Below are 21,712 nucleotides of genomic sequence, written 5' to 3' on the forward strand. Positions count from 1 at the left end.
GGTCAGGCGTCGAACGCCTCGACGACGGCCTCGTCGATCGTGTGCTTCGGCCCGGTGAACCAGTGGCGGGCCGAGGCGAACCACCAGATCGTGACCAGCGCGATCGTGCCGAAGGTGAGGATCGGTGCGTAGTTCACGAACTTCCAGGCGAAGTCCTTGTTGCCGATCCAGCCCGACGGGTAGAGCGGGAGGATGAAGTAGATCGAGATGACGACGATCTCGATCACCGCGACCAGGTTCATCCACTTGTACTTCGGGCCGTTCGTCCAGCCGCCCGGTTCGAACCCGTCGCCGAGCTTCCAGCGCAGGAAGATCGGGATCGCGAAGGCGAGGTACAGACCGATCACCGCGACCGACACGACGGCGTAGAAGGCGGTCGGCAGGATGATCGGCGCGTCCTTGGTGCCGAAGTTGACCTCGATCAGGGCCGGCAGCGTGATCAGCCCGGCGATCACGGTCACGAACATGACGGCGTTCGCGGGCACCTTCTTGGCATTGACCTTCGACCAGATCGCCGACCCGGGGATGGCGCCGTCGCGGCTGAACGCGAAGGTCATCCTCGAGGCGCTGGTCAGGCACGCGGTCGTGCAGAAGAGCTGCCCCGCCGCGGAGATGAGGATCACGATGGTGTGCCAGGAGGTGCCCAAGGCCTGGCCGAGGATGACGTCGGAGCCGTAGTACCCCTGGTTGACGCCGTCGGTGACGGCTCCCGGGTCCTTCACGGCGAAGAGGAGCGCGAGCAGCAGGATCCAGCCGCCGACGGCCGAGTAGAAGATCGAGCGCCAGATGCCCTTGGCGGCGCCGTCGGCGGCGTCGTGGGTCTCCTCGGAGAGGTGGGCCGAGGCGTCGAACCCCGTGATCGTGTACTGGGTGAGCAGGAAGCCGAGGGGGAGGACCAGGAACCAGAACATCGTGCCGTTGTTGGCCCCGCCGTCGTACCCGGAGTTGTTGATCCGCTCGCTGAGCACCCAGCCCACGCTCTGGTGGTGGTCAGGGACGATCACCAGCACGAGGATGATCAGGGCTGCTCCGGCGACGTGCCACCACACCGAGATGTTGTTGACGATCGCCAGCAGGTGGCTGGAGAAGATGTTCGCGAGCGCCGCCAGCACGAGGATCACGACGAACTCGATGAACACCCGCTGCAGGCTGTAGTGGGCTGCCCAGCTCTTGCTCAGCAGGCCGAGGAAGATGTCGACGAAGTTGGCCGCGCCGTACGCGACCGACGCCGTGACCGCGATCAGGCCGATCAGGTTCAGCCAGCCGGTGTAGAAGCCGGCTGCCGGGCCGCCGAGCTTGGACGCCCACCAGTAGATGCCGCCCGAGGTCGGGTACGCCGACACCAGCTCGGACATCGTGAAGCCGATGATCAGGATGAACAGCGAGATGACCGGCCAGCCCCACGTGATCGCGATCGGCCCGCCGTTGCTCCACGCCTGGCCGAACGTGGTGAAGCAGCCGGCGAGGATCGAGATGATCGAGAACGAGATCGCGAAGTTCGAGAACCCGGACCAGGTCCGTGACAGCTCCTGCTTGTACCCGAGCTTGGCGAGGTGGAGTTCGTCGGCGCTCAGCGCATGGTGCTCGTGGATCGGTTCGTGGGCTTCCGGCATGGTGCACCTCTCGGGTCGGACGACACTTGGTCGGACGCTAGACCCGCGTCGTTCACGGTGTCGAGACCCCGGTGTAAATTCGGTATGAACTCAGACCTTTATCCAGACCGGTTCGTTGACACCCGCGACCGCTCGTGTCGAGGATGTGCCTCATGACCGCCGGATCCCTCCCCGAACCTCCGGTGACGGATCTGCTGGACAGCGTGCTGCACCCGGTGCGCGGTCACCATGCCTTCGAGGCCTGCGTGGAGCGGCTGGCCACGGCGATCCGGCTCGGCGTCTACCCGTTGGGCACGACGCTGCCCAGCGAGCGCGACCTGGCGATCCGCCTCGGGGTGTCGCGGGCGACCCTGCGCGAGGCAATCGCGGCGCTGCGCGAGGCCGGCTTCGTCGAGACCCGGCGCGGTCGCGGCGGCGGGACCGTGGTGACCCAGAAGCCGAAGACGCCTGCCGGTCGGGCGGCGGTGCGGGTGACGGCCGCGAAGCGTCGGGCGTGGCTCGACGCGCTCGACTTCCGCCGCGTCGTCGAGCCCGGCGCGGCCGCGCTCGCCGCGGAGCGCGAGCTGACCGACGGGCAGCGCGAGCAGCTCGAGCAGGCACTCGCCGACGTCAACGAGGCGCGCAAGCCCGCCGAGCACCGCCAGGCCGACTCGCGCCTGCACCTGACCGTGGCCGCGCTCTCGGCGTCGCCGCGCCTGATCGAGGCGGTCACCAGCGTGCAGGCGAGCCTGCACGAGATGCTGCTCGCGATCCCGGTGCTCGACCGCAACATTGCGCACTCCGACCGCCAGCACGCCCGGATCGTCAGGTCGGTGCTCAACGGACAGCCCACTCGCGCCCGCCGGGCGATGGAGGACCACTGCGACGACACCGCCGCGCTCCTGCGCGGTCTGCTCTGAGAAGGATGTGCCGGTGAAGACACCACGCAACAACCGCATGCTCACCGTCGGGGACCTCCGGGACCAGGTCGGCATGGGCAAGGTCGACACCGTGGTCGTCGCCTTCACCGACATGCAGGGCCGGCTGCAGGGCAAGCGCCTGCACGCGCAGTACTTCCTCGACGTCGTGCTCGGCCACGGCACCGAGGGCTGCAACTACCTGCTCGCCGTCGACATCGACATGAACACCGTCGACGGCTACGCGATCTCGTCCTGGGAGCAGGGGTACGGCGACATGGAGTTCGTGCTCGACCTCGACACGATCCGGATGCTCCCGCACCTCCCGGCGACCGCCATGGTGCAGTGCGACCTCGCGTGGCCCGACCGCCGTCCGGTCGTGCAGTCGCCGCGCGCCATCCTTGCGCGCCAGGTGGCGAAGGCGGCCGACGCGGGGTTCGTGGCCCTGGCCGGCACCGAGCTCGAGTTCATCGTCTTCGACACGACGTACGAGGAGGCCTGGAACGCCGGCTACCGCGGCCTTCCGCCGTCCAACCAGTACAACGTCGACTACTCGATCCTCGGCACGAGCCGGATCGAGCCGCTGCTGCGCGACCTGCGCAACGCCACCTACGCCGCGGGCATGAACGTCGAGGGCGCGAAGGGCGAGTGCAACTTCGGGCAGCACGAGGTCGGGTTCCTGTACGACGAGGTGCTGGTCACCGCTGACAACCACGCGGTCTACAAGACGATGGCCAAGGAGATCGCCGCCCAGCACGGCAAGGCGCTCACGTTCATGGCGAAGTACAACGAGCGCGAGGGCAACTCCTGCCACATCCACCTGTCCCTGCGCGGCGCCGACGGGACGATCGTCTTCGGCGAGGGGGCGGAGCGGTCACCGACGTACGAGCACTTCATCGCGGGCATGCTCGCCACGATGCGCGACTTCACGCTCCTCTACGCGCCGAACGTCAACTCCTACAAGCGGTTCGCCGCCGGGTCGTTCGCCCCGACCGCGATCGCCTGGGGGCTCGACAACCGCACCTGCGCGATCCGGCTGGTCGGTCGCGGTCCCTCGGCGCGCCTGGAGAACCGGGTCCCCGGTGGCGACGTGAACCCCTACCTCGCGCTCGCCGCGATGCTCGCCGGTGGGCTGCACGGCATCGAAGAGGAGCTCCCGCTCGAGCCGCAGCTGGTCGGCAACGCCTACGAGTCGGACAAGCCGCACGTGCCGTCGACCCTGCGCGACGCCCGCGACGCGTTCCACGGGTCCGCGATCGCCCGCTCGGTCTTCGGTGACGAGGTGGTCGACCACTACACGAACATGGCCGACGTCGAGCTGCTCGCCTACGGCGCCGCCGTGACCGACTGGGAGCTGCGGCGCAGCTTCGAGCGAATGTGAGAAGCGGGTGGCCGAGCGAACGCATGCGAGAGAGGACGTGAGGACGCAGTGACCAGCACGCACGAGGTGGTCAACCCGGCGACCGAGGAGGTCGTGACCGAGGTGCCGCTGGCCTCGGTGGAGGAGACCGACGCGGCGATCGAGCGGGCCCACGAGGCGTTCCCGGCGTGGCGCGACGTGCCGCCGGGGGAGCGCGCGCGGTTGCTGCGCCGGTTCGCCGACCTCGTCGACGACGCCGTCGAGGAGCTCGCCGAGCTCGAGGTCCGCAACGCGGGGCACACCTGGGGCAACGCGGTCTGGGAGGCGGGCAACGTCCGCGACGTGCTGAACTACTACAGCGCCGCGCCCGAGCGGCTCTCGGGCCGGCAGATCCCCGTGGCCGGCGGGCTGGACGTCACCTTCCACGAGCCGCTGGGCGTGGTCGGGGTGATCGTGCCGTGGAACTTCCCGATGCCGATCGCGGGCTGGGGGTTCGCGCCCGCGCTCGCCGCCGGCAACACCGTGGTGCTCAAGCCCGCCGAGCTCACCCCGCTCACGGCGATCCGGCTCGGCGAGCTGGGCCGGGAGGCCGGACTGCCCGAGGGCGTCTTCACCGTGATCCCCGGCAAGGGCTCGATCGTGGGCGAGCGGTTCGTGACGCATCCTCTGGTCCGCAAGGTCTGCTTCACCGGCTCGACGGAGGTGGGCAAGCGGATCATGCGCGGCTGCGCCGACCAGGTGAAGCGCGTGACGCTCGAGCTGGGTGGCAAGAGCGCCAACATCGTCTTCGCGGACGCCGACCTGGCCAAGGCGGCCGCCGCCGCGCCGTACGCCGTGTTCGACAACGCCGGCCAGGACTGCTGCGCCCGCTCGCGGATCCTCGTCGAGCGGTCGGCGTACGACGAGTTCGTGAGCCTGCTCGAGCCGGCGGTGACGGGCCTGCGCGTCACGGACCCGCGCGACCGGGACAGCGAGATGGGCCCGCTCATCTCCGCGGAGCAGAAGGCGGTCGTGCAGGGCTACGTCGACGGTGCCGAGGTCGCCTTCGCCGGCACGGCGCCGAGCGGACCCGGGTTCTGGTTCGCCCCGACGGTCGTGCTCGCCACCTCGCCGGGTGAGCGGATCTGGCGCGAGGAGGTGTTCGGTCCCGTGGTCGCGGTGATGCCGTTCGACGACGAGGCCGACGCGGTCCGGCTGGCCAACGACACGGAGTTCGGGCTGTCCGGGTCGATCTACACCCGTGACCTCGGCCGCGCGCTGCGGGTCTCGCGGGCCGTCGAGTCGGGCAACCTCAGCGTGAACTCGCACTCGTCGGTGCGCTACTGGACACCCTTCGGCGGGTTCAAGCAGTCCGGCCTCGGGCGCGAGCTCGGCCCCGACGCACCGAACAGCTTCACCGACGTCAAGAACGTCTTCTTCGCCCACGACTGACCCGACGCACCGACTGACCACTCACCACCAGAACAGGAACCCACATGTCAGGACGCCTCGCATCGAAGACGGCCGTGATCACCGGCGGCTGCTCCGGCATCGGTCTGGCCACCGCCCGCCGCTTCGCCGAGGAGGGCGCCCACGTCGTCGTGGCCGACATCGACGACGCCCGGGGAGCCGAGGTCGCCGCGGAGATCGGCGGTCTCTACGTGCACACCGAGGTCACCGACAAGGAGCAGGTCGACGCGCTGTTCGCGACGGCCAAGGAGACCTACGGCTCGGTCGACATCGCCTTCAACAACGCCGGCATCTCCCCGCCGGAGGACGACTCGATCCTGGACACCGATCTCGACGCGTGGCGGCGGGTCCAGGAGGTCAACCTCACCAGCGTCTACCTGTGCTGCAAGGCCGTGCTGCCCTACATGCTCGAGCAGAAGCGGGGCTCGATCATCAACACCGCGTCGTTCGTCGCGGTGATGGGAGCGGCCACCTCGCAGATCTCCTACTCCGCCTCCAAGGGCGGCGTGCTGTCGATGACCCGGGAGCTGGGGGTGCAGTTCGCCCGCGAGGGGGTGCGGGTGAACGCGCTCTGCCCGGGCCCGGTGAACACACCGCTCCTGCAGGAGCTCTTCGCGAAGGACCCCGAGCGCGCGGCGCGTCGGCTCGTGCACGTGCCGATGGGCCGGTTCGCGGAGCCGGAGGAGATGGCGAACGCGGTGCTGTTCCTGGCCTCCGACGAGTCCAGCTTCATCACGGCGAACACCTTCCTCGTCGACGGCGGGATCTCGGGCGCCTACGTCACGCCGCTGTGAGCGAAGGGTGAGGAACGAGCAGCCATGATCCCGGTGATCGGCATCACGACGTACCGCGAGCAGGCGCGGTGGGGCGTCTGGGACGTGCGTGCTGACGTGCTGCACGCGGCGTACGCGCAGGCGGTGGAGGGCGCCGGCGCGGCCGTGATCCTGCTGCCGCCGGGTGACCCGGACCGCGCCGCCACCGTGCTGGACCGCCTCGACGGGCTCGTCGTGGCCGGCGGCGCCGACGTCGACCCGGCCCGGTACGACGCCGAGCCGCACCCGCGCACCGCGGGGACCCGTCCCGAGCGGGACGCCTGGGAGCTGGCCCTGCTCGACGCGGCTGCGGCCCGGGACCTGCCCACGCTCATGGTCTGCCGCGGCATGCAGCTCGAGGCGGCGCGGGTCGGCGGTGACCTGGACCAGCACACGCCCGACGTCGTCGGCCACGAGCAGCACTCGCCGGGGGCCGACGTCTACGGCGACGTCGCGGTGACGACCGTCCCGGGCACCACCGTCGCCGGCCTGATCGGGCCGGTTCGCACCGTCCGGTGCCACCACCACCAGTCCGTCCGGGCGCACCCGGGCTTGGTCGCAGCCGCCGTCGCCGAGGACGGCACCGTCGAGGCCCTGGAGCACCCCGACCGCCGCTTCTGGGTGGCCGTCCAGTGGCACCCGGAGACCCAGGACGACGTGGGCCTGTTCCGTGGCCTGGTGGCCGCCGCGCGCCTCCCGGCGTGACCCGGGCCACGTTTGTGGGGCAGGGGCACGGGTACCTGTCGTGAAGCCGAGGGAGACCCCGGCTGGACCGGATCCGGCGCCGCTGGATCACCCCGAGCAGACCGGATGGGAGCAACCATCATGGGTACTGACGACAAGCTGCAGAACATGGCGGACGAGAAGATCGGTGAGGCCAAGGAGACCTTGGGCAAGGCCACCGACAACGACGACATGGAGGCCGAGGGCAAGACCGACCAGGCCAAGGCCGACCTCAAGCAGGCAGGCGAGAAGGTCAAGGACGTCTTCAAGTAGGTCGTCCGACCGACCCGCACACCCACGAACCTGCGGGTGATGGATCAGGGAACCGGTGGTACCGGGGCACGAGCCGGTACCACCGGTTTCCGCCGTCCGGGCCCGTCCGGCGGGCAGTGCGGGGACTGCTAGGATCCAGACGTTCGACATCCTTTAACGATCCGTCCCGTGAGGCGGAGAAGGAGGTCAGGCGCGATGCCGCCTACCCGACCCGAGGTCCAGCCCGACGCCGACGCGATCACGGGCCGCACCGTCCTCGACGCCCGTGACGTCTCCCGGGCCCTCACCCGGATCTCGCACGAGATCCTCGAGCGCAACCGCGGGGCCGGCGACCTGGTCCTCCTCGGCATCCCGACACGCGGGGTCCACCTGGCCCACCGGATCGCGGCGAAGATCTCCGAGGTCGAGGGCACCACGGTCCCGGTCGGGTCGCTCGACGTGACCATGTACCGCGACGACCTCCGGATGCGCCCGGCCCGCGCGCTGCTGCCCACCGAGATCCCGCCCGGCGGCATCGACGACAAGATCGTGGTGCTCGTCGACGACGTGCTCTACTCCGGGCGCACGATCCGGGCCGCCCTGGACGCGATGAACGACATCGGCCGGCCCCGCGCCGTCCGGCTCGCCGTGCTCGTCGACCGCGGTCATCGCGACCTGCCGATCCGGGCCGACTTCGTCGGCAAGAACCTGCCGACGTCGCACACGGAGAAGGTGGCCGTCCGGGTCGCCGAGCTCGACGGGGAGGACTCGGTGACCCTGCTGTGAACGCACCCATGAAGAACCGCCACCTGCTGAGCGCCGGCGACCTCACCCGCGAGGACGCCGAGCTGATCCTCTCGACCGCCGCGGAGCTGCGCTCGCTGGCCGACCGCCCGATCAAGAAGCTGCCGGCACTCCGCGGTCGCACGATCGTGAACCTCTTCTTCGAGGACTCCACCCGCACCCGGATCTCCTTCGAGGCGGCTGCCAAGCGGCTCTCGGCCGACGTCATCAACTTCTCGGCGAAGGGCTCCTCGCTGAGCAAGGGCGAGTCGCTCAAGGACACCGCCCTGACGCTCGAGGCGATGGGTGCCGACGCGGTCGTCGTGCGGCACTGGGCGTCCGGAGCACCGCACAACCTGGCCCACGCCGGCTGGTCGCGCTCCAGCGTGATCAACGCCGGCGACGGCACGCACGAGCACCCCACCCAGGCCCTGCTGGACGCGTTCACGATGACCCGCCACCTGGCCCCGGAGAAGGGGCAGACCCTCGACGGCCGGCGCGTCGCGATCGTCGGCGACGTGCTGCACAGCCGGGTGGCCCGGTCCAACGCGCTGCTGCTCCGCACGCTCGGCGCCGAGGTGACGCTGGTGGCCCCGCCGACCCTGCTGCCGTACGGCGTCGACACCTGGGGCGTGCAGACCTCCTACGACCTCGACGCGGTGCTGCCCAAGACCGACGTCGTGATGATGCTGCGGGTCCAGCGCGAGCGGATGAACGCGTCGTACTTCCCGAGCGTCCGGGAGTACTCCCGCCGCTACGGGCTCGACGCGCGCCGGATGGCCACGCTGCAGGACCACGCGATCGTGATGCACCCCGGCCCGATGATCCGCGGCATGGAGATCACCGCCGACGTGGCGGACTCCCAGAAGTCCGTGATCGTCGAGCAGGTCACCAACGGCGTCGCCGTGCGCATGGCGGTGCTGTACCTGCTGCTCGGCGGCGCCGAGCCGGCGATCGCGACCGGCACCCCCGACGAGGAGAGCGAGCAGCAGTGACCGACTACCTGATCCGCGGAGCACGCGTCCTGGGCGGCGCCCCCACCGACCTCGGCATCAAGGACGGCCGGATCGTCGCGGTCGCCGAGGTCTCGGGCTCGACCGGCGGTGCGGTGGAGACGATCGACGCCACCGGGCTGATCGCCCTGCCGGGCCTGGTCGACCTGCACACGCACCTGCGCGAGCCGGGGCGCGAGGACGCCGAGACGGTCGAGACAGGCACCCAGGCGGCCGCGATGGGTGGGTTCACCGCGGTGCACGCGATGGCGAACACCGACCCGGTCGCCGACACCGCGGGCGTCGTCGAGCAGGTCTGGCGGCTGGGCCGTGAGGCCGGGCACTGCGACGTCTTCCCCGTCGGCGCGGTCACCGTGGGGCTCGGCGGCGAACGGCTCGCCGAGCTCGGCGCGATGGCCGACTCCGCCGCCCGGGTCCGGGTGTTCTCCGACGACGGCAAGTGCGTGTCCGACCCGGTGCTGATGCGCCGCGCCCTGGAGTACGTCAAGGCGTTCGACGGCGTGATCGCCCAGCACGCGCAGGAGCCGCGCCTCACCGAGGAGGCGCAGATGAACGAGGGCGTCCTGAGCGGACGGCTGGGCCTGCGCGGCTGGCCGGCGGTCGCCGAGGAGGCGATCATCGCCCGCGACGTGCTGCTCGCCGCCCACGTCGGCTCGCGCCTGCACGTGTGCCACGTCTCGACGGCCGGCTCGGTCGAGATCCTGCGCTGGGCGAAGGCGCTGGCGGAGAAGCAGGGGGGCTGGAGCGTCACCGCCGAGGCGTGCCCGCACCACCTGCTGCTCACCGACGAGCTGGCCGCGACCTACGACCCGATCTACAAGGTCAACCCGCCGCTGCGCACGGCCGCCGACGTCGAGGCGGTGCGCGCGGGCCTGGCCGACGGCACCATCGACGTCGTCGCGACCGATCACGCACCCCACCCGCACGAGGACAAGGACTGCGAGTGGCAGGCTGCGGCCTTCGGGATGCTCGGGCTGGAGACTGCCCTCTCGATCGTGCAGCACACCATGGTCGACCCGGGCCTGCTCGACTGGGCCGGGGTCGCCGAGCGGATGTCCACGGTGCCGGCCAGGATCGGTCGCCTCGCCGACCACGGCCGACCGATCGCCGAGGGCGAGCCGGCCAACCTGGTCCTCTACGACGCCGGGGTGACCCGCACCGTCGAGGCCAGCGAGCTGGCGTCGCTCTCCCGCAACACCCCGTACGCCGGCATGGAGCTGCCCGGCCGCGTGGTCGCGACCTTCCTGCGCGGCCGGCCGACCGTGCTCGACGGGAAGCTGTGCTGATGGCGCCGCTGTTCAAGGGCCGGGCGGACCGCAAGGTCCCGCCGCTGGTGCCCATCCCGCCGATCGCGGAGCTTCCGCCGGCACGGATGCAGGCGTCCGCGCGCTACCTCGGCACCCTGGACAGCGCCGGGCAGAAGGTGGTCGGGCGCAGCCTGTCGGCCAAGAGCTCGGCGCGGCTCTCGCTGTCCGACGAGGCCCTCGACGTGGTGCGGATCGCCGGGTCCTTCCGGATCCCGACGACCGGCCTGCGCGGCGCCCGCACGGGCGACAGCTTCGGCGGCAAGCCGGTCCGCGACCTGCTCACCGTCCGGTGGGCCCACGAGGGCCACGAGTGGGAGACCGGCTTCCGCATGGAGGCCGCGCGCAGCGTCCGTGACGCGGCGAAGGCACAGCTGGGCAGCAGCCCGAGGACGAAGATCCAGCCCGACGTGGGGGCGTGGGTGCGCACGATCGCGAAGCTCGCCCGCAGCAACGAAGGAGCGCAATAGTGGTTTCGGCAGGCTCGACCATCAGTCCCGGTGAGGCGATCCTCGTCCTCGAGGACGGTCGCACGTTCCGGGGAGAGTCCTACGGCGCGGAGGGCGAGACCTTCGGCGAGGCCGTCTTCTCCACCGGCATGACCGGCTACCAGGAGACGCTGACCGACCCGTCGTACCACCGGCAGGTGGTGGTGATGACGGCTCCCCACGTCGGGAACACCGGCATGAACGACGAGGACCCTGAGTCGGGCCGGATCTGGGTCGCGGGGTACGTCGTCCGCGATCCCGCCCGCATCCCGTCGAACTGGCGGGCGACCCACACGCTCGACGACGCGCTGCGTGACCAGGGGGTGGTCGGGATCAGCGGCATCGACACCCGCGCCCTCACCCGGCACCTGCGCGAGCGGGGCGCGATGCGGGTCGGCATCTCCAGCACGGAGACCGACCCCCAGGCACTGCTCGAGCGCGTCCTCGCCAGCGGCGAGATGGCGGGCGCGGAGCTGTCCGACGAGGTCACCACGTCGGAGGCGTACGTCGTGCCGGCGGTTTCGGCAGGCTCAACCACCGGAGAGAGGGCAACCACCGGTGCCGGGACGCTTCGGGTGGCCGCGATCGACCTGGGCATCAAGGCCAACACGCCGCGGATGCTCAGCGAGCGCGGCGTCGAGGTGCACGTGCTGCCGGCGACCGCGAGCATCGAGGACGTCCTCGCCGTCAGCCCGGACGGGCTGTTCTACTCCAACGGTCCCGGTGACCCGGCGGCCACGACCGCGCAGGTCGCGCTGCTCCAGGACGCCCTCGAGCGCGGCATCCCGTACTTCGGGATCTGCTTCGGCAACCAGCTGTTCGGCCGCGCGCTGGGCTTCGGCACCTACAAGCTCAAGTACGGCCACCGCGGCATCAACCAGCCGGTGATGGACCGCACCACCGGCAAGGTCGAGGTGACCGCGCACAACCACGGCTTCGCCGTCGACGCGCCCCTCGAGGGCAGCACCACCACGCCGTACGGCGTCGCGACCGTCAGCCACGTCTGCCTCAACGACGACGTCGTGGAGGGGCTCGAGCTGCGCGACGCTGTGCCCGACGGTGGGCAGGGCGCGCTGAAGGCGTTCTCGGTGCAGTACCACCCGGAGGCGGCAGCCGGTCCGCACGACGCGGCGTACCTGTTCGACCGGTTCCTTGACCTGATGAACGAGCGGAAGAAGGCCTGATGCCGAAGCGTGAAGACATCAAGTCGATCCTGGTGATCGGCTCCGGGCCGATCATCATCGGCCAGGCGTGCGAGTTCGACTACTCGGGCACCCAGGCGTGCCGGGTGCTCAAGGAGGAGGGCCTGCGGGTCATCCTGGTGAACTCCAACCCGGCCACGATCATGACCGACCCGGAGTTCGCCGACGCGACCTACATCGAGCCGATCACGCCGGAGTACGTCGAGAAGGTGATCGCGAAGGAGCGCCCCGACGCGCTGCTCGCGACGCTCGGCGGCCAGACGGCCCTGAACACGGCGATCTCGCTGTCGGAGAACGGCGTGCTCGAGAAGTACGACGTCGAGCTGATCGGCGCCAGCATCGAGGCGATCCACCGCGGCGAGAACCGCGAGAGCTTCAAGAAGATCGTCGAGGAGCTCGGCGGCGAGGTCGCCAAGAGCGTGATCTGCCACTCCATGGACGACTGCCTCGGTGCTGCCGAGGAGCTCGGCTACCCGGTCGTCGTGCGACCGTCGTTCACGATGGGCGGCACCGGCTCGGGAATCGCCTACGACGCGTCCGACCTGCACCGCATCGCCGGCGCGGGCCTGGCCGCGAGCCCGACCACCGAGGTGCTCCTGGAGGAGTCGATCATCGGCTGGAAGGAGTACGAGCTCGAGGTCATGCGCGACCAGGCGGACAACGTCGTGATCGTCTGCTCGATCGAGAACCTCGACCCGATGGGCGTGCACACGGGCGACTCGATCACCGTCGCGCCGGCGATGACCCTCACCGACCGGGAGTACCAGCACCTGCGCGACCTGGCGATCGGGATCATCCGCTCCGTCGGCGTCGACACCGGTGGCTGCAACATCCAGTACGCCGTCAACCCGGCCGACGGACGCGTCGTCGTGATCGAGATGAACCCCCGCGTCTCGCGGTCGAGCGCCCTGGCGTCGAAGGCGACCGGCTTCCCGATCGCGAAGATCGCGGCGAAGGTCGCGATCGGCTACACCCTCGACGAGATCCCCAACGACATCACCGCAGAGACGCCGGCCAGCTTCGAGCCGACGCTCGACTACGTGGTGGTCAAGGTGCCGCGGTTCGCGTTCGAGAAGTTCCCGACCGCCGACCACCGCCTCACCACGCACATGAAGTCCGTCGGCGAGGCGATGGCGATCGGCCGCAACTTCACCGAGGCGCTGCAGAAGGCGCTGCGCAGCCTGGAGAAGAAGGACGCGGTCTTCGACTGGCACCACCGGTGGGTCGACCTCGACAAGGACGCCCTGCTGGAGGAGATCCGGACTCCCACCGACGGCCGCCTCAAGGTCGTCATGGACACGATCCGGGCCGGCGCCACGCCGGAGGAGATCCAGGAGGCGACCGGCATCGACCCGTGGTTCGTCGACCAGCTCGCGCTGATCAACGAGATCGCGCTCGAGGTGATCGACGCCGACGAGCTGACGCCCGGCCTGCTCCGCAAGGCCAAGCGCCACGGGTTCTCCGACGGGCAGATCGCGAAGATGCGCAACCTGCACGAGGACGTCGTCCGCGGAGTGCGTCACGCGCTCGGCATCCGCCCGGTCTACAAGACCGTCGACACGTGCGCCGCCGAGTTCGCCGCGCGGACGCCGTACCACTACAGCTCCTACGACGAGGAGACCGAGGTCCAGCCGCGGGAGAAGCCGGCGGTGATCATCCTCGGCTCCGGCCCGAACCGGATCGGGCAGGGCATCGAGTTCGACTACTCCTGCGTGCACGCCTGCATGGCGCTGTCCGAGGCCGGCTACGAGACCGTGATGGTCAACTGCAACCCCGAGACCGTGTCGACCGACTACGACACCTCCGACCGGCTGTACTTCGAGCCGCTCACCCTGGAGGACGTCCTCGAGGTGGTCCACGCGGAGACCAAGGCCGGTCCGGTCGCCGGCGTGATCTGCCAGCTCGGCGGGCAGACCCCGCTCGGCCTCGCGCAGGGCCTCGAGGACGCCGGCGTGCCGATCGTGGGCACCACGCCCGAGGCGATCGAGCTGGCCGAGGAGCGCGGGGCCTTCGGCCGCGTGCTTCGCGACGCCGGCCTGGTGGCACCGAAGCACGGCACCGCGAGCTCGTTCGACGAGGCGCGGGAGATCGCGGCCGAGATCGGCTTCCCCGTGCTGGTGCGGCCGTCGTACGTGCTGGGTGGCCGCGGCATGCAGATCGTGTACGGCGACGACGCCCTCCGCGGCTACATCGAGGCGGCGACCGAGATCAGCCCGGACCGGCCGGTGCTCGTCGACCGCTTCATCGACGACGCGGTCGAGATCGACGTGGACGCGCTGTTCGACGGCACCGACCTCTACCTCGGTGGCGTGATGGAGCACATCGAGGAGGCCGGCATCCACTCGGGTGACTCCTCCTGCGCGCTGCCGCCGATCACGCTCGGCGCGCGCGAGATCAACCGGATCCGTGAGGCCACCGAGGCGATCGCCCGAGGTGTGGGGGTGGTCGGCCTGCTCAACATCCAGTTCGCCCTCGGTGCCGACGTGCTCTACGTGCTCGAGGCCAACCCCCGCGCGAGCCGCACGGTGCCGTTCGTCTCGAAGGCTACCGCGACCCCGCTGGCCAAGGCGGCTGCCCGGATCATGATGGGGGAGTCGATCGCGTCGCTGCGCGAGGCCGGCGTCCTCCGCGAGAAGGACGGCGGCGAGCTGCCCGGTGACGCGCCGATCGCGGTCAAGGAGGCCGTGATGCCGTTCAACCGGTTCCGCACCGCCGACGGCGCCTTCGTCGACACCGTCCTCGGTCCGGAGATGAAGTCGACCGGCGAGGTGATGGGCTTCGACGCCGACTTCGGCACGGCGTTCGCCAAGTCCCAGGCCGCGGCGTACGGGTCGCTGCCGCTGTCGGGCCGCGTGTTCGTGAGCATGGCGAACCGCGACAAGCGCACGATGATCTTCCCGGTCAAGGTGCTCGCCGACTCCGGCTTCGAGATCTTCGCGTCCCAGGGCACGGCGGAGGTGCTGCGGCGCAACGGGATCAAGGCGACCGTCGTGCGGAAGCACTTCGAGGGCATCGGCCCGAACGGCGAGCCGACCTCGGTGCAGCTGATCCTCGACGGCCAGGTCGCCCTGATCGTGAACACCCCGGCCGGCAACAGTGCCGGGGGTGACACGCGCATGGACGGCTACGAGATCCGCACCGCCGCCGTGCTCGCCGGCATCCCGTGCATCACCACGGTGCAGGGCCTGGCGGCCGCCGTCCAAGGCATCGAGGCCCAGCGGGCCGGCTCGATCGGGGTCCGCTCCCTGCAGGAGTGGGCCGCGGCGGCGATCGCCCCGGCCCTCGGGTGACGGCGAGCGACGACTGAGATGACCGGTCCCTACGGAGTCCTGTTCGAGAAGGTGCTGACCCGGGTCGACCCGGAACGAGCCCACCACGGTGCGTTCCGGGCGATCCGGGCCGCCGGCCCGGTGCTCCGCGGGGTCGACCGGCTGGCCCGCCACGGCACCGGCGTGCGCGCGATGGGCCTCGAGTTCCCGTCCGTGCTCGGGCTGGCGGCGGGCTTCGACAAGAACGCCGTCGGGATCGACGCCCTCGCGGCCCTCGGCTTCGGCTTCGTCGAGGTCGGCACCGTGACCGGCGAGCCGCAGGGGGGCAACCCGCGCCCGCGCCTCGCCCGGCTCCCGCTCGACCGGGCCGTCGTCAACCGGATGGGCTTCAACAACGACGGCGCCGAGGCGGTCGCGCGCCGTCTCGCCGCGCGGGCGGCTCGACTGGCACATGGCAGGGGGGAACGGCAGGGACTCAGCCACCGACCCCGACCATCTGTGGTGCTCGGGGTGAACATCGGCAAGACCAAGGTGGTTCCCGAGGACGCCGCGATCGGCGACTACGAGAAGAGCACCGGCCTGCTTGCGCCGTACGCCGACTACCTGGTCGTCAACGTCTCCTCGCCGAACACCCCGGGTCTGCGCGACCTGCAGGCGGTCGCCAAGCTCGAGCCGCTGCTGCGGGCGGTGCGCCGTCGCGCCGACGAGGCGACCGCGGACCGCGACCGCCGCGTGCCGCTGCTGGTCAAGATCGCGCCCGACCTCAGCGACGACGACGTGCTGGCGGTGGCGGACCTGGCGGTGGCGATCGGGCTCGACGGCATCGTGGCCACGAACACGACCACGAGCCGCGCGGGCCTGCTGTCGCCGCCCGAGGCCGTCGAGCGCGCCGGTGTCGGCGGGCTGTCGGGCGAGCCGCTGCGCCGCCGTGCCCTCGAGGTGCTCCGTCTGCTGCGCGGCCGGGTGGGCGACGAGCTCACCCTGGTCGGGGTGGGTGGCATCTCCGGTGTGGAGGACGCGGTCGAGCGGCTGAACGCGGGCGCGGACCTGCTGCAGGCCTACACGGCGTTCGTCTACGAAGGTCCACTCTGGCCGCGGCGGATCAACGCGGCACTCGCCAAGGAGGCGGCACGATGACGGTCTCGGCAGGCTCCACCAACGACGGAGGCTCCACCAGCGAGGGTGGCTCGACCGGCGCGCCCTTCGGCGCCCGCCTCCGCGCGGCCATGGACGCCCGGGGTCCGCTCTGCGCCGGCATCGACCCTCACGCCGGGCTGCTGACGGCCTGGGGGCTGCCGGACACCGTCCAGGGTCTCGAGCGGTTCGCGCTCGGCGCCGCCGAGGCGCTCGGACCGGTCGTGGCCGCGGTCAAGCCGCAGTCGGCGTTCTTCGAGCGCTTCGGTGCCCAGGGGGTCGCGGTGCTCGAGCGCACGATCGCCGTCTGCCGCGACGCCGGCGCGCTCGTGGTCCTCGACGTGAAGCGGGGCGACATCGGCTCGACGGCGCAGGCCTACGCCGACGCCTACCTCGACCCTGCCTCGCCGATCGCCGCCGACGCGATCACGGCGAGCCCGTTCCTCGGCTTCGGCAGCCTGACGCCGATGCTGGAGACCGCGCGCAAGCACGACGGCGGCGTGTTCGTGCTCGCGCTGACCTCGAATCCCGAGGGCCCGCAGTTCCAGCACGCGACGACCGCCGACGGCCGCTCGGTCGCCGCGACCGTGCTCGACTCGCTGCGCGAGGCCAACGCCGGCGCGGGCGCACTGGGATCCTTCGGCGCGGTGGTGGGCGCCACGATCGGCGACGCGGGCGTCGACCTCGACATCGACGGTCCGCTCCTGGTGCCCGGGATCGGTGCCCAGGGCGGCACCGTCGACGACGTACGCCGGATCTTCGACGGCGTGCTCGACCGGGTGCTGCCGAGCAGCAGCAGGGAGATCCTCGGCGCCGGCCCGGAGGCGGGCCGACTGCGCGAGGCTGCCGAGCAGGTCGCGGCGACCTACGCCGCCCTGGTCGGATGAGTATCCGTCGGACGAGCGTCCGCCGGACCGCGGCGACCGTGCTGGTGGCCGTTCTCGTCGCCCTGACCGCCGGGTGCGGCGACCCCGAGAAGGCCTACTGCGGCGCGTTGAGCGCCGACCAGAAGATGTTCGCCGAGATGCAGGACGACACCAGCGGCCTGGGCCTGCTGCGGCACCGCACCGAGCTGCACGACCTGGCGAGCAAGGCGCCCGACGACCTCGCCGACGAGTGGCAGACGTTCCTCGGCGCGATCGACGCATTCGCGGCGACCCTGCACGACGTCGGGGTGAAGCCGGAGGACTTCGTCGACGGTCAGGCACCTGCCGGGCTCAGCCAGGACACGCGCACGCGGATCGCCCAGGCCGCCAACGAGCTGTCGTCCGACGACGTGGTGACGGCGGCGGACGGCATCGAGCAGCAGGCGAAGGACGTCTGCAAGCTGCAGCTCGGGTTGTGAGGACCGGGTACCCCACCCGCGTTGCAGCCGACGACGCCTGCTGACTAGATTTCTCCCCACTGCAGGTGCCCGCACCCGACCTGCCCAGGAACAGTTGAGAAGAGGTCCTGACCGTGGCGTTGCCACCACTCACCCCCGAGCAACGGAAGGCGGCGCTCGACAAGGCCGCCGCGTCTCGGCGGGAGCGGGCCGCAGTCAAGAACCGCCTCAAGCACTCCGGCGCCTCGATCGCCGACGTCCTCGCCGAGGGCGAGCACAACGAGGTGATCGGCAAGATGAGGGTGAGCGAGCTGCTGCAGTCGATGCCGGGCCTGGGCAAGGTGCGGGCTGCGCAGGTGATGGACCGGCTGAACATCTCCGAGAGCCGGCGCGTGCGCGGTCTCGGCGCCAAGCAGGTCGCTGCGCTGGTGGCCGAGTTCGGCTCCGGTGAGTGACGCCGAGGCTGCCGATCGCGACGGTGCCCGCTCCGCGGGTGCGCAGCCCGCGCGGCTGACCGTCCTGGCCGGGCCCACCGCGGTCGGCAAGGGGACCGTGACCGCCTGGTTGCGCGAGCACCACCCCGAGATCTGGATCTCGGTCTCCGTGACCACCCGGACGCGCCGACCCGGAGAGGTCGACGGGGTGCACTACCACTTCGTCAGCGACGCTGAGTTCGACCGGCTCGTCGAGGAGGACCAGCTGCTGGAGTGGGCCGTGGTCCACCAGCACGCGCGGTACGGCACCCCCCGGCAGCCGGTGCTCGACGCGCTCGCCGAGCGCCGGCCGGCCCTCCTCGAGATCGACCTGCAGGGCGCGCGCCAGGTGCGCGAGCGGATGCCGGAGGCGCGCTTCGTATTCCTGGCTCCGCCGTCCTGGGACGAGCTGGTCCGTCGGCTGGTCGGGCGCGGCACCGAGTCCGAGGCCGAGCGCGAGCGCCGGCTGGCGACGGCACGGGCCGAGCTCGCCGCCGAGCAGGAGTTCGACGCGACCGTGGTCAACCACACGATTCCCGCTGCAGCCGAAGAGTTGGTAGAGTTGATGCGGTCCTGAGGCGCTCTGCCCAGGAACCGCCCGAATCATCCAAGGCTGCCCCAATCTTCCGAGAGGCTCGATGAGCGTGTCCGGCTCCCTGCCCGTTGCCGAGGGGATCACCAACCCCCCGATCGACGACCTCCTGACCAAGACCGACTCGAAGTACAAGCTGGTCCTGTACGCCGCCAAGCGCGCGCGTCAGATCAACGCGTACTACTCCCAGCTCGGCGAGGGCCTGCTCGAGTACGTCGGCCCGCTGGTCGACACCCACGTGCAGGAGAAGCCGCTGTCGATCGCGCTGCGGGAGATCAACGACGACCTCCTGGTCTGCGAGGACATCGACCCCGACGAGGCCGCTGCCGACCAGGCTGCGACCGACTGAATTCCCGCCGGGTCGTGACCAGCCCAGATCTCGGCGCAGCGTCGACCCCGTCGACCCCGTCCCGCCCTCGCGTCGTTCTCGGCGTGAGCGGCGGGATCGCTGCGTACAAGGCCTGTGAGCTGCTCCGGCGCTTCACCGAGTCCGGGCACGACGTGACCGTGGTCCCGACCGCGGCCGCCCTGGAGTTCGTGGGCGCTCCGACCTGGGCCGCGCTGTCCGGCAAGCCGGTGAGCACCGACGTGTGGAGCGACGTCCACGAGGTCCCGCACGTGCGTCTCGGCCAGTCCGCCGACCTGGTCGTCGTGGCGCCCGCGACCGCGGACCTGCTCGCCAAGGCGGCGCACGGCCTCGCCGACGACCTGCTGACCAACACGCTCCTGACCGCGCGCTGCCCGGTGGTGCTCGCGCCCGCCATGCACACCGAGATGTGGGAGCACCCGGCCACGGTGGCCAACGTCGCGACGCTGCGCGCCCGTGGGGTGCTCGTGATCGAGCCGGCCGAGGGCCGGCTCACCGGAGCCGACACCGGCAAGGGCCGGCTGCCGGAGCCGGCCGAGATCTTCGCCGTCGCCACCGACCTGCTCGCCCGCGCGGACGCCGGCGCCGCCGTCCTCGACCTCACCGGACGCCACGTGGTCGTGTCCGCCGGCGGCACGCGTGAGTACCTCGACCCGGTGCGGTTCCTCGGCAACCGGTCCTCCGGACGGCAGGGCTATGCCCTGGCCCGCACGGCCGCCGCCCGCGGGGCCGAGGTGACCCTCGTCGCCGCCAACGTCACCCTGCCTGACCCGGCCGGGGTGAAGGTGGTCCGTGTCGAGACCACCGAGCAGATGCAGGCCGAGGTGATGGCCGCCTGCCAGTCCGCCGACGCCGTCGTGATGGCGGCAGCGCCCGCGGACTTCCGGCCGACGTCGTTCGCGGACACGAAGATCAAGAAGACCGACGACGGCTCCGCGCCGGCGATCGAGCTCGAGCAGACACCCGACATCCTCGCCGGGCTGGCCCGCGACCGGCCGCACCCCGGCCTGGTCGTGGTGGGCTTCGCCGCCGAGACCGGTGACGACTCGGGCACGGTGATGGACCACGCCCGGGCCAAGCTCGCCCGCAAGGGCTGCGACCTGCTCGTGGTCAACGACGTCTCCGGTGGCCAGGTCTTCGGAGCCGACGACAACGAGGCCGTGGTGCTGGGCGCCGACGGCAGCACCACCCACGTCGCCCGCGGCTCCAAGGGCGCCTTGGCACACGTGATCTGGGACCGCGTGACCCCCCTGCTCCCGGAGCGTTGATGGGGGAGTGCTCGCGAGCGCTGGTGGTGCAGCAGTCGACTCCTGAGATGCCGTCTCGCGATGAGGACGCTCGGTTAGGCTGACGTGCGTCGACCACCATGGATGTAGCCCCTACCCGACTGGCCGAGATCCGGCCAGGGAAGATGCAGGAGATCGAAGTGACTGGACGTCTGTTCACCTCCGAGTCGGTGACCGAGGGTCACCCCGACAAGATTGCGGACGCGATCAGCGACACCGTGCTCGACGCGCTGCTCACCGACGACCCGGACAGCCGGGTCGCCTGCGAGACGATGCTCACCACGGGCCTGGTCGTCGTCGCCGGAGAGGTGACCACCAAGACCTACGCGCCGATCGCCCAGCTGGTGCGCAACAAGATCCTGGAGATCGGCTACGACTCCTCGGTGAAGGGCTTCGACGGACACTCCTGCGGCGTCCAGCTCGCGATCGGCACCCAGTCGCCCGACATCGCGCAGGGCGTCGACCGGGGTCACGAGGCCCGCGTCGGTGGTTCGGGTGACGAGCTCGACAGCCAGGGCGCCGGCGACCAGGGCCTGATGTTCGGCTACGCCTGCGACGACACCCCCGAGCTGATGCCGCTGCCGATCACGATCGCCCACCGGCTGGCCGAGAAGCTGACCGAGGTGCGCAAGAACGGCACGCTGCCCTACCTGCGTCCCGACGGCAAGACCCAGGTCACCATCGAGTACGACGAGCAGGACCGCCCGGTGAAGATCGACACGGTCGTGCTCTCCAGCCAGCACGCCGAGGAGGTCGGGCTCGACCAGCTCGAGGCCGACGTGAAGCAGCACGTCGTCGACCCGGTGCTGGCCACGTTCGACATCCCGTCCGACGGCTACCGCCTGCTGGTCAACCCGACCGGCACGTTCGTCGTCGGCGGCCCGATGGGCGACGCCGGCCTCACGGGTCGCAAGATCATCGTCGACACCTACGGTGGCATGGCCCGCCACGGCGGCGGTGCCTTCTCCGGCAAGGACCCGTCGAAGGTGGACCGTTCGGCGGCGTACGCGATGCGCTGGGTGGCCAAGAACGTCGTGGCCGCGGGCCTCGCCCGCCGCTGCGAGGCGCAGGTCGCCTACGCGATCGGCAAGGCCGCCCCGGTCGGCGTGTTCATCGAGACCTTCGGCACCGGCGTGGTCTCCGACGAGACCATCCAGAAGGCCGTGCTCGAGGTGTTCGACCTCCGCCCGGCCGCGATCATCCGCGACCTCGACCTGAAGCGGCCGATCTACGCCAAGACCTCGGCGTACGGCCACTTCGGCCGCGAGCTCCCCGAGTTCACCTGGGAGCGCACCGACCGCGCCGAGCAGCTGAAGAAGGTTGCCGGCATCTGACGGCAAGCTCCTGCGCATCGCACGCGTCTGAGCCCTCC

Annotated in this window: 21 protein-coding genes; 20 read left to right on the forward strand and 1 reads right to left on the reverse strand. The window is 70.9% G+C overall.

Translation table 11 applies throughout. The annotated features are described in order from the left end of the window. Positions 1-2 precede the first annotated feature (2 nt). A complete protein-coding gene (locus EFL26_RS22925) occupies positions 3-1,613 on the reverse strand; it encodes an amino acid permease (RefSeq protein WP_123225257.1) in 1,611 nt (536 codons plus the stop codon). 152 nt (positions 1,614-1,765) lie between these two features. Here EFL26_RS22925 and EFL26_RS22930 point away from each other — a divergent pair, with 152 nt between their 5' ends. The 20 genes from EFL26_RS22930 to metK all read left to right on the forward strand — a co-directional run bounded on the left by EFL26_RS22930 (position 1,766) and on the right by metK (position 21,674). After that, positions 1,766-2,512 (forward strand): FadR/GntR family transcriptional regulator, encoded by a 747-nt coding sequence (locus EFL26_RS22930; RefSeq protein ID WP_123225258.1) that lies wholly within the window; start codon positions 1,766-1,768, stop codon positions 2,510-2,512. Positions 2,513-2,525: 13 nt separating this feature from the next. Next, entirely contained in the window at positions 2,526-3,890 is a 1,365-nt protein-coding gene (locus tag EFL26_RS22935; RefSeq protein WP_281273831.1) for a glutamine synthetase family protein, read from the forward strand. Between the two features lie 48 nt (positions 3,891-3,938). Further along, a complete protein-coding gene (locus tag EFL26_RS22940; protein WP_123225259.1) occupies positions 3,939-5,300 on the forward strand; it encodes an aldehyde dehydrogenase family protein in 1,362 nt (453 codons plus the stop codon). A gap of 44 nt (positions 5,301-5,344) precedes the next feature. After that, on the forward strand, positions 5,345-6,112 hold the full coding sequence (locus EFL26_RS22945) for a 3-oxoacyl-ACP reductase (RefSeq protein ID WP_123225260.1): 768 nt from the start codon (positions 5,345-5,347) through the stop codon (positions 6,110-6,112). 24 nt (positions 6,113-6,136) lie between these two features. Further along, complete coding sequence (locus EFL26_RS22950; protein WP_123225261.1) at positions 6,137-6,835, forward strand: gamma-glutamyl-gamma-aminobutyrate hydrolase family protein; 699 nt, start codon at positions 6,137-6,139, stop codon at positions 6,833-6,835. 120 nt (positions 6,836-6,955) lie between these two features. Then, positions 6,956-7,126 (forward strand): CsbD family protein, encoded by a 171-nt coding sequence (locus tag EFL26_RS22955; RefSeq protein ID WP_123225262.1) that lies wholly within the window; start codon positions 6,956-6,958, stop codon positions 7,124-7,126. Positions 7,127-7,321: 195 nt separating this feature from the next. Beyond that, positions 7,322-7,891 (forward strand): bifunctional pyr operon transcriptional regulator/uracil phosphoribosyltransferase PyrR, encoded by a 570-nt coding sequence (pyrR, locus tag EFL26_RS22960; protein WP_123225263.1) that lies wholly within the window; start codon positions 7,322-7,324, stop codon positions 7,889-7,891. A gap of 8 nt (positions 7,892-7,899) precedes the next feature. Next, positions 7,900-8,883: an aspartate carbamoyltransferase catalytic subunit gene (locus EFL26_RS22965; protein ID WP_123225264.1), complete on the forward strand. Its 984-nt coding sequence runs from the start codon at positions 7,900-7,902 to the stop codon at positions 8,881-8,883. Next, positions 8,880-10,187, forward strand: a complete 1,308-nt coding sequence (locus tag EFL26_RS22970) for a dihydroorotase (RefSeq protein WP_123225265.1) — start codon at positions 8,880-8,882, stop codon at positions 10,185-10,187. The genes EFL26_RS22965 and EFL26_RS22970 overlap by 4 nt, the downstream gene beginning before the upstream one ends. Further along, the gene (locus EFL26_RS22975) at positions 10,187-10,675 is read left to right on the forward strand and encodes a PH-like domain-containing protein (protein WP_148046814.1); all 489 of its coding nucleotides are present in this window, start codon (positions 10,187-10,189) and stop codon (positions 10,673-10,675) included. The genes EFL26_RS22970 and EFL26_RS22975 overlap by 1 nt, the downstream gene beginning before the upstream one ends. After that, the gene (gene carA / locus EFL26_RS22980; RefSeq protein ID WP_123225267.1) at positions 10,675-11,877 is read left to right on the forward strand and encodes a glutamine-hydrolyzing carbamoyl-phosphate synthase small subunit; all 1,203 of its coding nucleotides are present in this window, start codon (positions 10,675-10,677) and stop codon (positions 11,875-11,877) included. Before EFL26_RS22975 ends, carA begins: the two co-directional genes overlap by 1 nt. Continuing rightward, a complete protein-coding gene (gene carB / locus EFL26_RS22985; RefSeq protein WP_123225268.1) occupies positions 11,877-15,185 on the forward strand; it encodes a carbamoyl-phosphate synthase large subunit in 3,309 nt (1,102 codons plus the stop codon). Before carA ends, carB begins: the two co-directional genes overlap by 1 nt. A gap of 18 nt (positions 15,186-15,203) precedes the next feature. Further along, complete coding sequence (locus EFL26_RS22990) at positions 15,204-16,301, forward strand: quinone-dependent dihydroorotate dehydrogenase (protein ID WP_123225269.1); 1,098 nt, start codon at positions 15,204-15,206, stop codon at positions 16,299-16,301. Next, a complete protein-coding gene (gene pyrF, locus EFL26_RS22995; RefSeq protein ID WP_123225270.1) occupies positions 16,298-17,185 on the forward strand; it encodes an orotidine-5'-phosphate decarboxylase in 888 nt (295 codons plus the stop codon). The genes EFL26_RS22990 and pyrF overlap by 4 nt, the downstream gene beginning before the upstream one ends. Further along, positions 17,182-17,643 (forward strand): hypothetical protein, encoded by a 462-nt coding sequence (locus EFL26_RS23000; protein ID WP_148046815.1) that lies wholly within the window; start codon positions 17,182-17,184, stop codon positions 17,641-17,643. Before pyrF ends, EFL26_RS23000 begins: the two co-directional genes overlap by 4 nt. A gap of 113 nt (positions 17,644-17,756) precedes the next feature. Then, positions 17,757-18,077 (forward strand): integration host factor, actinobacterial type, encoded by a 321-nt coding sequence (gene mihF, locus EFL26_RS23005; protein ID WP_123225272.1) that lies wholly within the window; start codon positions 17,757-17,759, stop codon positions 18,075-18,077. After that, complete coding sequence (gene gmk, locus EFL26_RS23010; RefSeq protein WP_123225273.1) at positions 18,070-18,672, forward strand: guanylate kinase; 603 nt, start codon at positions 18,070-18,072, stop codon at positions 18,670-18,672. Before mihF ends, gmk begins: the two co-directional genes overlap by 8 nt. Before the next feature lie 61 nt (positions 18,673-18,733). Beyond that, positions 18,734-19,036 (forward strand): DNA-directed RNA polymerase subunit omega, encoded by a 303-nt coding sequence (gene rpoZ, locus EFL26_RS23015; protein ID WP_123225274.1) that lies wholly within the window; start codon positions 18,734-18,736, stop codon positions 19,034-19,036. 14 nt (positions 19,037-19,050) lie between these two features. Then, positions 19,051-20,322 carry a bifunctional phosphopantothenoylcysteine decarboxylase/phosphopantothenate--cysteine ligase CoaBC gene (coaBC, locus tag EFL26_RS23020; RefSeq protein ID WP_123225275.1) on the forward strand — a complete coding sequence of 424 codons (1,272 nt, stop codon included), beginning with the start codon at positions 19,051-19,053 and terminating at the stop codon, positions 20,320-20,322. Between the two features lie 158 nt (positions 20,323-20,480). Next, on the forward strand, positions 20,481-21,674 hold the full coding sequence (gene metK / locus EFL26_RS23025) for a methionine adenosyltransferase (RefSeq protein ID WP_123225413.1): 1,194 nt from the start codon (positions 20,481-20,483) through the stop codon (positions 21,672-21,674). Positions 21,675-21,712 lie beyond the last annotated feature (38 nt).

The sequence above is a fragment of the Nocardioides pocheonensis genome, from assembly GCF_003725535.1.
Taxonomy (GTDB): Bacteria; Actinomycetota; Actinomycetes; order Propionibacteriales; family Nocardioidaceae; genus Marmoricola; species Marmoricola pocheonensis.